The organism is Xylanibacter ruminicola 23 (assembly GCF_000025925.1).
In the GTDB taxonomy this organism is placed as follows: domain Bacteria; phylum Bacteroidota; class Bacteroidia; order Bacteroidales; family Bacteroidaceae; genus Prevotella; species Prevotella ruminicola.
The window spans coordinates 632,829-644,283 of the sequence record NC_014033.1; the positions used below are offsets into that span (position 1 = coordinate 632,829).

An 11,455-nucleotide genomic window follows, 5' to 3' on the forward strand; every position below is an offset into this window, starting at 1 on the left:
TATGAAACAATTACATAAAGATATTATTGGTGCTCTAGATAGATTGAGAGTAAGCAGTCTTTACGTTCATAACGCAGAATTACCTGGCGCTCATTTTTCGATACCAGAATTAAATGGAAGAAAGGTATATCTTGTAGAGACACTGGCTGTAATCAATGCCATAGTTGAACGTGGAACTATGATGTTGTACGGTGGACATGGTGGAGGCAAAACGACTCTTTCAAAGTATTTGGGGCAAATATTCATGCATTATTCAAAAGATAAAATTGAAGACTGCATATTACGAGGACACCCGCAGTTAACAGAAGAAAAAATTCTTGGCAGCCTAGATTTTGCGCAAATGATGAATCCTGAATTAATCAAAGAGGGCAAAGTAAAGGTTATATGGAACGACTTTGTTGATTCCTCTTGGAAAATAATAGATGAAATTAATCGTCTTTCTCCATATGCTCAGAATATATTGTTGTCTCTTTTGGCAGAAGGTTCTGTAAAATATCATAATCAATCACGTACACTTGCTCCTTTTACTTTATTCGCAACTATGAATCCAAAGGACAACGCAAACTTTGAGCTGTCTTTGCCTTTTTTAGACCGATTCGCATTGGCTCTGCCCATTACAATGCCAGACTATGATAGTTTTAGTACAATTGGACGCAAGGACAAAATTGACAACAACTTAAATGAATGGTTAAGGGACTTTTCTTTGCAGGATGTTCAAGAAGAAGTAAAGAATATTCACTATACAGATGAAGCAGAACTATTTGTTAACTTTTTAATAGATTCATATCGACTCTGCTGTCGCATATCAAAAGAAACTAACGAGTCTCTTTCTGTTGATAAGACGTTATGTAAAGGATGTCATATGGATGCCAAAGATAAAGTATGCTGTAAAATAAAGCATCCTTTAAGCGTACGCGTAAAAGAAGATCTTTATAGATACGGAAAAGCTATAGCGTGGTTCTTGGGAGATGAAAAAGTAGAAGTAAAACATATTGAGATACTGGCTCCTTATCTGATTTGGCATCGATCTGAATTAAGTAAAAAATTTTGCGATGAGCTGGTCCAAAACAAATGTGAACACAGTTCTTTACGTACTGATAATGATGTTTTAGTTGACATACAGCTTGATGCCACAAAAGACATTATAAAGCTTATAAGAAAAGAATTTGACGGAGTCAAGAGCTTCTTGTTTGAATTTGAAGATGTAAAAAAGGGGAAATTGTCAGAAGAAGAATTCGACAAGTTAATTTCCGCATCAGAAAGTTCCCAGAATAACTTTTTAATATTAACGTCGGAAATTGTTCCAATCCTTAAGGGGAAATACGCTCCCGTATATAATGAGATTTGTAAATACAATGATAAGATATCCATTACAACTGACTTTAAAACGCTGAAATCTATCAAAGATGAATTGGCATATCGATATGATATTCCAAACAGAGCCTACATATTTGAGCAAATAGTTCAACGGTTAAGAGTATTACAATCTAACGAATATACATTTACTTTGACGGACGAATCAATTAAATCTGTGGATTCTATCCGTAATTTAGTTCTTAAAGTTCAGCCAAATTTCCCCAAAAGGGTCACAATGTTTAAGAAAATTCCTTTGATGGATTTCAATAATGATGAATGTGAGCTTGCAATAAAATGTATATCCCAAGGTAAATGGGAATTCTATTTTAAAGGAGAAGAAACAAATATAATTTATAAGATCCTGTCTGACATAAATGGATAATTCTGCCATTTACTTACAAAAAGCATTAGATGCTGTAGAGTGTGTATTTCAATGTGAATATAAAAATTCACTTGGTATACCTATGCCTGAAATTAAACTATTATTGGCTGACGATAAACATTATACGACAGGTGAGTATTATATCACAATTGGTAACACATGGCAAATACATCTGAATTTTGGGAAATTGCCTGTTAGTTTTGCTGAATTTCAAGAAGAGGTTAAGGTTCTTACACGTCATGAAATAGGTCATTACATGTGCTGCCCATTTGACACGATTACATACTTTCGTATGCTCAAATGCATTTTGTCAGTTTATGACAAAGAATTCAAGCATCTTGATTTGCAAAGAATTAATAGTATCTGTGGAGATATTGCAAATCAAGCAGCAGATATTATTGTTGATTCTAGAAATTTCTATTTCAACCCAAAAGAAACTGTAAAAAGCGAAATTAATTGGATACTAAAATGCGGAGGTATTGAAAATTCTCCTAGACATTCCAAACTCATGTTTCTAATGAAGGAGGCCATTTGGAAAACAAGTCTGAATATTTATGAAAGTGATACTGAGTTAAAAGATATTGTAAGTTCTCTAGCAAACACGTTTCTTGAAGATGGCATAGAAAACAAATCTTTATTTACACATAAAACGGAGGAATATGCCCGAGTATTCTTTCAATTGTTTATAAAAGATAAAAATAAGAATATAAAAGAATCCAACGATCAGCAGCAGAGTGGTCAGCAGCAGAGTGGTCAGCAGCAGAGTGGTCAGCAGCAGAGTGGTCAGCAGCAGAGTGGTCAGCAGCAGAGTGGTCAGCGGCAGAGTGGTCAGCAGCAGAATGGTCAGCGGCAGAGTGGTCAGCAGCAGAATGGTCAGCAGCAGAATGGTCAGCAGCAGAGCGAACAAGAAATCAATGGTTCAATGTCGGTTAAGCCAAAAGACGGTGACAAAGATGGAAATGCTTTAATCTTTTTAGACCCAGAAAAAGTAAAGGATGCATTGGAACAGCTAGCTTCTGAGACAACCATAAGTGAATTTGAAAGAATCTTGTCTGCTGCCGGTTTAAACCAATTGTCAGAAAAAGACAAAGAAAAATTATGGTTTTCAGTTCAAAGTGCAGGAATGATTCCCATAGAAGAAGTCGGCAATGAAGGCGCAAAAGACAATTATACATATCCAACGAATTGGAGAATAGGAGATTCTATAGCAGATTTGGATATGATGTTAACATATTCTACTGCACCAAAATTAATTCCTGGAATTACGACGAAAAAATGGGAACAATCTGTAAACGAGTATTTTGGAGTTGAACAAAGACAAAAGGATGCGTTGCTAGTTGTAGATACTTCTGGAAGTATGGGAGCTGTTTCCAGAGAAACAGACAATATGCATCAAGCTGTTCTCGCAGCTTTTGGTATCCTTAATTATTTTGAATCACGCAAAGGTAAGATAGCCCTTGTAGAATTCTCTGATAATGTTAAAGAGTATATATCATGGACAAATGAGTATGAGAGAATACGCGATAAATTGCTTACAAATGGAAGCGGCGGTACTCAATTTCCAATTCATAGTATTCGAGAAATTCTGGAACAATCAAAGAACGAATTGATTACAGTCATTATAACAGACGGAGAGTTAGGCAACATAAATGAGTCAGTAACTTTTTTTGAAGATTACCTAAATGATGAAAACAAATTATATGTTTTTCTATTGGGTAATAGTAAATCTTGTCGAGGATATGATAGGCTCGCAGAAATTGGAGCTAAGGTTTATCAAGCTGACAATGCGATAGATTTCTGCGACATGGTTATGGATGATCTAAATTAAAATATGAGAAATTGTAATGCTATTTTTCTGACACTTGCACTCTCACTATTAATAATAGCATGTGAGAATAAGTCAAGGCAAACAGAACCGGTTGCCTGTGATAATCCGTCTGTTCTTGAGCAGCATACCCCTGATACAACATCCTCTATTCAAGACAAGTTGCCCAAAACTGAAACTTCTACAAGTATATCATTTTCCTCTTCGCACTTTCATAAGTTAAGCAGTTACGATATTATGCGTGGCTTCGACCCTGCATCTGAGGACGACATGGGCGATAACGGCATAAGTCGGTATATGGAGAATAATGATGATAAAGGTTGGGATTAATGATTATTTGGAAGAAATATTGTAACTTTGCAAAAGATATAAAATATGGCACTGGCAATAAATATAGAAGATCTACTGAACAAGCAGAAGATAGAGTCCAATAGGATTGAGTTCAAGAAAGGTTGGAATCCCGCAAGTATATACCATAGCGTGTGTGCTTTTGCCAATGATTTCGACGATCTTGGTGGTGGATATATATTGGTTGGCGTAGATAGCGATGATGATACAGGGATGGCTATCCGTCCCGTCGTAGGTGTGCCGATAGAGAAAATTGACGGTATTCTTCAGGATATGGTGAGCTATAACAACAAGATGTCACCGTATTATATGCCCAGGACAAGTGTTGAAGAGGTGGACGGAAAGCAGGTTCTGGTGATTTGGTGTCCTGCAGGCATCAACAGACCATACTCTGTACCTGAGAATGTGACTGCAAAGAATGGTAGCAAGGAGTATTTCTATATTCGTAGTGGTACGAGCAGCATCATTGCCAAGGGCGAGGTGCTAGACGAACTACGTGAATTGGCAAGTCGTGTACCGTTTGATGAAAGGGGGAATCCTGACATTAAAGTAGAGGATATATCTACGTTGTTGCTTCGTGAGTATCTGGTTAAAGTAGGCAGTAAGCTGGCTAATGAGTTATACGAAAGACCACTGAGCGAGATTCTGGAGCAGATGGACTTGTATGTTGGTCCATCAGAAAACCGTATGCTGAGGAATGTTGCTGCAATGATGTTTTGCGAGAATCCAAGTAAGTTTTTCAAGCGGACACAGGTAGAAGTGGTTTTCTTCCCTGAAGGACGACTGGTAAATCCCAACAATCTCTATGAGGCTCCTGTCATCACAGGTTCCGTGACACAGATCATTGAGCGGACGTTGGAGTATCTGAATCGCATGGTGGTGATGCAATCCATCATTAAACCCAAGAATGACAACCACAGTATCAAGTTCTATACCTATCCTTACCAAGCATTGGAGGAAAGTATTACGAACTCGTTATATCATCGCGACTATCGGGAATGGGAGCCAGTGGTGATTACTGTCGAGCCGAAGGGTATTACCATTCAGAACGTTGGTGGGCCAGACCGCAGCATCCCAGTTGCTGACATCAATCGTGGAGAATTGCTTATCTCCAAACGTTATCGCAACCGTCGTTTGGGTGAATATCTGAAGGAATTGGAGTTGACCGAAGGACGAAGCACAGGTATTCCTACCATCCAGAATGTATTGAAGGCAAATGGCTCGCCTCGCGCTGTCGTCGTTACGGATGAAGAGCGCACCTTCTTCCGCATCACTATTCCCTGTCATGAAGCAGCGGGCAATGTTATTGCTGACATAGCGACAAGAGAGAAGATAAAGGATAGTTCACAGGAAATGGTCAAGAACATCCCTGATGTCCTGAAGGATGTCCTAAAAGATGTCCAGAAAGATGTCCTAAAAGAACTATCTGAAAGACAGATAGTTATACTTGAATTGATATGCACATCACCAGAGGCAACTCTAATAGAAATGTCCAGAAAGCTTAAGGTGTCCGACAAGACTATTCAACGAGAGTTTACAGCTATTAGGAAACTTGGTATCAATATTGAGCGCCAAAATGGACGCAAGGAAGGTAAATGGGTTATCAAAATTGGGAAATAGGAAATGGAGTTTAGTGAGGAACAGCTTAAAAAACTGTCAGTTCTATTTGAGGAAAAAGTTGAAAAAGAGCTAACAATCGAAGAGGTTCGAAAGTTTGTTCAGTTGGATACAATTGACGATTGCAAACAGTATTTACGGGTGATGCTTGATTTCTTCTTCGAAGTCTTCAAATCACCAGAAGGGCGCAAAGCCATGTCATCTCTCGAAAATGAAAGAAACATTTGGCTTCAAACAATCTTTAGTAAGAGTTGCCATTTCCTATATTTGTTAGATGGTGTGGGGTATAATAATGGTTCCAACCATCTCAATCCTATTATAGACCCATCTGTATTGTTTACTATTGCAAGAAGGATATATGAGTCAGTAATTGCTTTTGAGCTATTATTTGTCATCCCAAGCACAGAAGACGAACAAACAATTCTTTATAATCTTTTCATGGCTCAAGGACTAACAGAGAGATTAAATGATTTTGACGAAGAAATGCGTAGCCACAATCCCCAAAGAGTTGCAGAAGAACAGCAGAACATTGATAACTGCATGAATGAGATAGAAAAAACGGAACTCTATTCGAACCTCAGTCAACAGACAAAGAATCAAATAAAAAATGCTTTTGGTATAAGATACCGATATGTGTTTGAGGAAGACAACACTATGAAACGAGTCAGTTTCGAAGATGCATATAAATATCTTCGAATCAAAAAGGATCTTCTCAAAAACACTTATTCATTCTTCAGTCTTCATGGCCATCCATCATATTTGGCACTTATTCAATTTCATGATGCTTTCAAAAGAGAAAGTCGGGCAGATTTAACAATTATGGCTCCACATGCGACTCAATGTGTCCTGGCATTTATGAGCATTTTCATAGTAGATTATATGAAACTGGTTCCTGAGATTAAAGCCATGTATGATAAACTTGAAGAGCCAAGACGATTTGCAATTGGCATGTACGAGGATGCAATGAAAGGTGAGAAGAAGTTTCAATAAAGAAATGATTCTCTGTGCAAGTATGCGAATATTTTTGGAAGTATCCATATTATAGTTTGATTGTTAGCTAATCTTGGTGGTATCTAATCTCCAAATTTGATGGAACAATTTAAAAATGTTCCATCAATGTTCCATCAAAATTTGATGTGTTTGAAAACAGAAATCCCTGCAAGTGCTTGACTTACAGGGATTTGTTTTGGAGGGTGCCCGGTGGGACTCGAACCCACGACATTCAGAACCACAATCTGACGCTCTAACCAACTGAACTACGGGCACCATTTCTGAATTGCGGGTGCAAAGGTACGGAGTTTTTTTTAATCTACCAAACATTTGATGTAGTTTTTTATAAAAATTTAGTTTTTGGTTAAAAATGTATAACAAAGAGAGGCCGCTCGCGCGCGTTTCAATTATTCTTTGTAATTTTGCAGCCGTGAAGATAAAAGAAGTGCTGAGCGCCCTTGAACGTTTCGCGCCTCTGCCCTTGCAGGAAAGTTGGGATAATGCTGGCTTGCAACTGGGACTGACAGAGACGGAGGTTTCAGGGGCATTATTGTGTCTGGACGTGAACGAACGTATCGTTGACGAGGCTATGGCGAAGGGTTGCAATCTGATTGTAAGCCACCATCCGCTGTTGTTTCGTGGTTTGAAAACCATCAGCGATCTGACCGACGTTCAGCGCACCGTGATGCGTGCTATTAAGCAGGGCATAGCGGTGGTATCGATGCACACCAATATGGATAATGCCCGTGGCGGCGTGAACTTTAAGATAGCCCAGAAGCTGGGTCTGCAGAATGTGGCGTTTTTCGCGCAGAAGCAGGTTGACGGCATTGAGGCTGGCAGTGGGGTAGTGGGCGAGTTGCCCGAAGCTATGGCTGCCGACGACTTTATTATTGGTGTGAAGAATGCCTTTGGTGTGGAGTGTGCGATGTGCAACGAGTTGCTGCGCCGCCCCATTAAGCGCGTGGCTATCTGCGGTGGTGCGGGCGATTTCCTGCTCGACGAGGCCATTAAGAATCAGGCCGATGCATTTATTACTGGCGAGATGCACTACCATCAGTACTTTGGCTATGAGCAGCAGATACAGATTTGCGTGATAGGTCACTATCAGAGCGAACAGTACACTGCCGAAATCTTTGAGGAGATTATCCAGAAGGAGTGCCCCGGCGTAAAAACCTGCATAGCCGAAACATGTACGAATCCAATATTGTATATTTAAATAAATTAGTAGAATTATGGCAAAGAAAGATCCATCAGAACTGTCAGTTGAAGAGCGCCTGAAGACGCTGTATCAGTTGCAGACCGCCCTCTCGGCTATCGACGAGAAGCGTATGTTGCGCGGTGAGCTGCCCCTGGAAGTACAAGACCTGGAAGACGAGATTGAGGGTTTGACCACTCGTGTTGAGAAGATTGCAAACGAGATTGCGGACTACCAGAGAGCTATCAGCCAGAAGAAGGGCGAGATTGCCGATGCCGAGGCCAGCGTAGAGCGCTATAAAGCTCAGCTGGATGAGGTTAAGAACAACCGTGAATACGACACACTCTCGAAGGAGATTGAGTTCCAGACACTGGAAATTGAACTGTGTAATAAGAAGATTCGCGAGGCTAACAACAAGATTGCCGACAAGCAGCGTGAGCAGGAAAGCAGCGAGGCCCTGATTGCAGAGCGCCAGAGCGACCTGGAGGTTAAGAAGAACGAGCTTGAGGAGATTATGGAAGAGACTCGCGTAGAGGAGGAGAAGCTGAAGGAGCAGGTTAAGACACTCGAGGCTAAGATCGAGGGCCGTTTGCTTACTTCGTTCAAGCGCATCCGTAGAAACGCTCGCAACGGTCTGGGTATCGTTTATGTACAGCGTGATGCCTGCGGTGGTTGCTTTAACAAGATTCCACCCCAGCGCCAGTTGGATATCAAGATGCACAAGAAGATTATTGTTTGCGAGTACTGCGGACGTATCATGATCGACCCAGAGCTGGCAGGCGTTAAGATCGACAAGGCAACAGGTGCTACCGAGGAGAAGAAGGGTCGTGCAAAGCGCTCTATCCGCAAGACTTCGACCTCGAAGAAGTCGACCGATGCCAACGATATGGAATAATCGGAAATGTTATAAATTCTGATAGTCGGGGATATCCTCTAAAAAGTAATATTTTTGGTTGGCATAATCCATCTTACAGCAAATGTGCTGCATGCCGTTGCTAACTATCAGATAATCTACCTTCAGCAAAAGATTGTAAGCCGATATTTGGTTGAACGTCTTTTGCTGAAGTTTTATTTGTGGGGCTTTGTACTCGATAATCATCTGTGGGGCTGCCACCTTATTATATAATACGGTATCGCAACGCAGACGCTTCTCGCCCACGCTCAGTTCAATCTCGTTGCCCATCAGTCCGGCTGGGTAACCCTTGTGTTCAACCAGATAATGCACAAAATGCTGGCGAACCCACTCCTCGGGTGTCAGCGCTACGTATTTTCGGCGTAAAAAGTCGAAAATTACCTGTTTATTGCCCTGCTGGGCTATTTTTATTTCGTATGTAGGGAGGTTTAATCGAAACATTTTTGTAAATTTGCAGGCAAAATTACAAATAATAAATGAAATAGCAACATGGCTGAGGCAAAAAATGTGAGTTTTGAGAGCATTATGCGCGATTTGGAGGCTGGAAAATTTGCGCCCGTCTATTATCTGATGGGCGACGAATCGTATTATATCGACAAGATTGCCGATTATATAGCCGACCATGCATTACGCCCTGAGGAACGTGATTTTAACCAGACTGTGGTGTTCGGATCGGACGTAAATGCGTCGCAGATAGCCGACCTGGCACGCCGCTATCCTATGATGGCCGAGCGCCAGGTGGTGATAGTAAAAGAGGCGCAGAATATTAAAAATACCGAGGCACTTGAGCGCTATTTTGCGCAGCCTATGGCCAGCACCGTTTTGGTGATGTGCCATAAGAACGGCAAGGTTGACGGTAGAAAATCGGGGTACGTGAAGGCTATCAAATCGCACGGCATACTGTTTGAGAGTATGAAACTCAAGGATAGAGAGCTGCCAGGTTTTATTGAGAACTATCTGAAAAAACGCCAGATCAGGATTGATGCCAAATCGGTTCAGATGATAGCCGAGAATATTGGCGCCGATTTGAGTAGACTGACAGGTGAGCTGGATAAAGTGATCATTTCGTTGCCCGAAGAGAATAGGGTAGTGACCCCGCAGGTGGTTGAGGAGCAGATTGGTGTGAGCAAAGAGTTTAATGGATTTGAACTTCGCGATGCCATTGTGAACCGAAATGTTTTTAAGGCAAATCAGATAATAAAATATTTTGACGAAAATCCAAAGGCTGGTTCCATCTACTCGTTTCTCCCTTTGCTCTTTAATTACTTCCAGAATTTAATGATTGCGTTTTACGCGCCAAATAATAAGAGCCAAGAGGGCGTTGCAGAGTGGCTGGAATTCAAAAATCCATGGCAAGCCAAGGACTATATGACGGGTATGCGAAACTACTCTGGAATGAAGGTGATGCAGATCATTTCGAAGATGCGAGAGATTGACGCCAAAAGTAAGGGTCTGGATAACCCAAATACACCTGCTGGAGAGCTTATGAAAGAACTGATTTTTTACATTTTGCACTAATTTAGGGCAAAATGTTATTCTAGAATTTATAAAAATGGCGCTTTTGATGAGCGCCTTTTTTATGTCTAAATGTCTGTAAAATAGGGGAGTTACGGCATTTTGTACCCTCTCAAAACTCGCGTATTTCCAGTTTTTCGACCGATGGTTCAGAATACGCGAGAAATGGCAAAATCTGGAATTTTGGAGCTTGCGGAATTTAGTGTTCACATTTATTAGGATTTAATTTCATTGATTTAAATTCTTAAATCTGAACATCTGTTTAGGAATTTATTGGTTTATGGATGTTGATTTTAGGATTTAAAAGCTTAAATCAGATATTTGAATTTAGATATTAATATCTAAATATTGTGATTCTGTTTTGTATATTGATATTTATGCATACTAATTATTGTGCATTTAAGTGGCTAAATATCAATTAGTTATGTAATTTATTTATAAATACCTTGCAGAAATAGTCACCTTATTAAACCGAAAGCTGCAAAAGGGGTTTTAAAAGTATAAAGTTTACGTAACTACCTTATTTATACCCAATTAGTTAGATTAAAACATTAAAATAAGCCTTTGTACAGATTTATAATCGCAAATTTAGATTTAAAAATTTAAAGCCCCGATTTATTCCTAAACGTCTTTTGATTTACAAATATAAAACTATAAACTAAAATTATAAAATCTTAAATTGTATCTACATTTGTTGTATATTTCAATTTTTTGTTTTACCTTTGTAAACTGAAAGAAAACAGGGCCTAATAGCCCCATTAAGCACTTAGTTACAGCAATGAAAGATAGAATCAGGCAAATTATGGAGAGCCAGCACATGACTCAACAGCTCTTCGCCGACTACATCGGTCAGAGTCCAGCTACCCTTAGTAGCATCTTCAACGGTCGTACTCGTCCTACCCTAAACATCGTTGAAGCCATCAAAAAGAAAATTCCTAACATCAATACCGATTGGTTGATGTTTGGTTCGGGTGACATGTATCTGCCCCAAAACACTCCCGATCAGGATCTGTTTTCGGAGGCTGAAGGTACCCCTGGTACCCACCCTATCGAGCAAAATCTGATGTTGAATTTTGATGATGCACCTGTACAAGCCCCCCAAAATGTGGCTCAGCAGCCCCAAAATTATAATAGTGTACGTAATACACACCAAGAAATCGTTCGCGAGGAGGTAAAATTCATTGACAAACCGCAGCGTAAGGTTATCGAGATTCGTGTGTTTTACGATGATCAGACATGGGATACTTTTGTACCTGCGAAGAAATAAAGTTTTGTGGTTTCAAAAAATAATAGTACCTTTGTACCCGAATTAAA

General features: G+C 40.0%; 10 protein-coding genes and 1 tRNA gene. 9 read left to right on the forward strand and 2 right to left on the reverse strand.

Going from position 1 to position 11,455, the window contains the following annotated elements; genetic code table 11:
• Position 1 precedes the first annotated feature (1 nt).
• From PRU_RS02705 to PRU_RS02720, 5 genes are read left to right on the forward strand one after another with little or no spacing between them, the layout of a single operon-like run.
• The gene (locus PRU_RS02705) at positions 2 to 1,738 is read left to right on the forward strand and encodes an AAA family ATPase (RefSeq protein ID WP_049769063.1); all 1,737 of its coding nucleotides are present in this window, start codon (positions 2 to 4) and stop codon (positions 1,736 to 1,738) included.
• Complete coding sequence (locus PRU_RS02710) at positions 1,731 to 3,566, forward strand: vWA domain-containing protein (protein ID WP_013064041.1); 1,836 nt, start codon at positions 1,731 to 1,733, stop codon at positions 3,564 to 3,566. The genes PRU_RS02705 and PRU_RS02710 overlap by 8 nt, the downstream gene beginning before the upstream one ends.
• A 3-nt stretch (positions 3,567 to 3,569) precedes the next feature.
• Complete coding sequence (locus PRU_RS15775) at positions 3,570 to 3,893, forward strand: hypothetical protein (RefSeq protein WP_143040157.1); 324 nt, start codon at positions 3,570 to 3,572, stop codon at positions 3,891 to 3,893.
• A gap of 45 nt (positions 3,894 to 3,938) precedes the next feature.
• Positions 3,939 to 5,531 carry an RNA-binding domain-containing protein gene (locus PRU_RS02715; RefSeq protein ID WP_013064888.1) on the forward strand — a complete coding sequence of 531 codons (1,593 nt, stop codon included), beginning with the start codon at positions 3,939 to 3,941 and terminating at the stop codon, positions 5,529 to 5,531.
• Positions 5,532 to 5,534: 3 nt separating this feature from the next.
• Complete coding sequence (locus PRU_RS02720) at positions 5,535 to 6,518, forward strand: hypothetical protein (RefSeq protein WP_013063244.1); 984 nt, start codon at positions 5,535 to 5,537, stop codon at positions 6,516 to 6,518.
• Positions 6,519 to 6,720: 202 nt separating this feature from the next.
• On the opposite strand, the gene PRU_RS02725 is transcribed toward PRU_RS02720, so the two are convergent.
• Positions 6,721 to 6,794 (reverse strand) — tRNA-His (locus PRU_RS02725).
• Positions 6,795 to 6,948: 154 nt separating this feature from the next.
• Between PRU_RS02725 and PRU_RS02730 the strand changes: the two genes are divergently transcribed.
• Together PRU_RS02730 and PRU_RS02735 are read left to right on the forward strand one after the other, a co-directional pair.
• Positions 6,949 to 7,734, forward strand: a complete 786-nt coding sequence (locus PRU_RS02730; protein WP_013063944.1) for a Nif3-like dinuclear metal center hexameric protein — start codon at positions 6,949 to 6,951, stop codon at positions 7,732 to 7,734.
• 16 nt (positions 7,735 to 7,750) lie between these two features.
• Positions 7,751 to 8,608, forward strand: coding sequence for a zinc ribbon domain-containing protein (locus tag PRU_RS02735; RefSeq protein WP_028907532.1), 858 nt, complete (start codon positions 7,751 to 7,753; stop codon positions 8,606 to 8,608).
• A 9-nt stretch (positions 8,609 to 8,617) separates the two neighbouring features.
• Here the strand turns inward: PRU_RS02735 and PRU_RS02740 are convergent, their stop codons facing one another.
• Complete coding sequence (locus PRU_RS02740) at positions 8,618 to 9,067, reverse strand: type I restriction enzyme HsdR N-terminal domain-containing protein (protein WP_013065492.1); 450 nt, start codon at positions 9,065 to 9,067, stop codon at positions 8,618 to 8,620.
• 48 nt (positions 9,068 to 9,115) lie between these two features.
• Between PRU_RS02740 and holA the strand changes: the two genes are divergently transcribed.
• Together holA and PRU_RS02750 are read left to right on the forward strand one after the other, a co-directional pair.
• Positions 9,116 to 10,144 (forward strand): DNA polymerase III subunit delta, encoded by a 1,029-nt coding sequence (gene holA, locus PRU_RS02745; RefSeq protein WP_041385583.1) that lies wholly within the window; start codon positions 9,116 to 9,118, stop codon positions 10,142 to 10,144.
• A 775-nt stretch (positions 10,145 to 10,919) separates the two neighbouring features.
• A complete protein-coding gene (locus PRU_RS02750) occupies positions 10,920 to 11,408 on the forward strand; it encodes a helix-turn-helix domain-containing protein (protein ID WP_013063305.1) in 489 nt (162 codons plus the stop codon).
• Positions 11,409 to 11,455: the final 47 nt, after the last annotated feature.

Excerpts from the sequence above, each read along its gene's own strand:
- PRU_RS02705 (WP_049769063.1), top strand. The coding sequence starts at position 2 with ATGAAACAATTACATAAAGATATTATTGGTGCTCTAGATAGATTGAGA.
- PRU_RS02710 (WP_013064041.1), top strand. The coding sequence starts at position 1,731 with ATGGATAATTCTGCCATTTACTTACAAAAAGCATTAGATGCTGTAGAG.
- PRU_RS15775 (WP_143040157.1), top strand. The coding sequence starts at position 3,570 with ATGAGAAATTGTAATGCTATTTTTCTGACACTTGCACTCTCACTATTA.
- PRU_RS02715 (WP_013064888.1), top strand. The coding sequence starts at position 3,939 with ATGGCACTGGCAATAAATATAGAAGATCTACTGAACAAGCAGAAGATA.
- PRU_RS02720 (WP_013063244.1), top strand. The coding sequence starts at position 5,535 with ATGGAGTTTAGTGAGGAACAGCTTAAAAAACTGTCAGTTCTATTTGAG.
- PRU_RS02735 (WP_028907532.1), top strand. The coding sequence starts at position 7,751 with ATGGCAAAGAAAGATCCATCAGAACTGTCAGTTGAAGAGCGCCTGAAG.
- PRU_RS02740 (WP_013065492.1), bottom strand. The coding sequence starts at position 9,067 with ATGTTTCGATTAAACCTCCCTACATACGAAATAAAAATAGCCCAGCAG.
- holA (WP_041385583.1), top strand. The coding sequence starts at position 9,116 with ATGGCTGAGGCAAAAAATGTGAGTTTTGAGAGCATTATGCGCGATTTG.
- PRU_RS02750 (WP_013063305.1), top strand. The coding sequence starts at position 10,920 with ATGAAAGATAGAATCAGGCAAATTATGGAGAGCCAGCACATGACTCAA.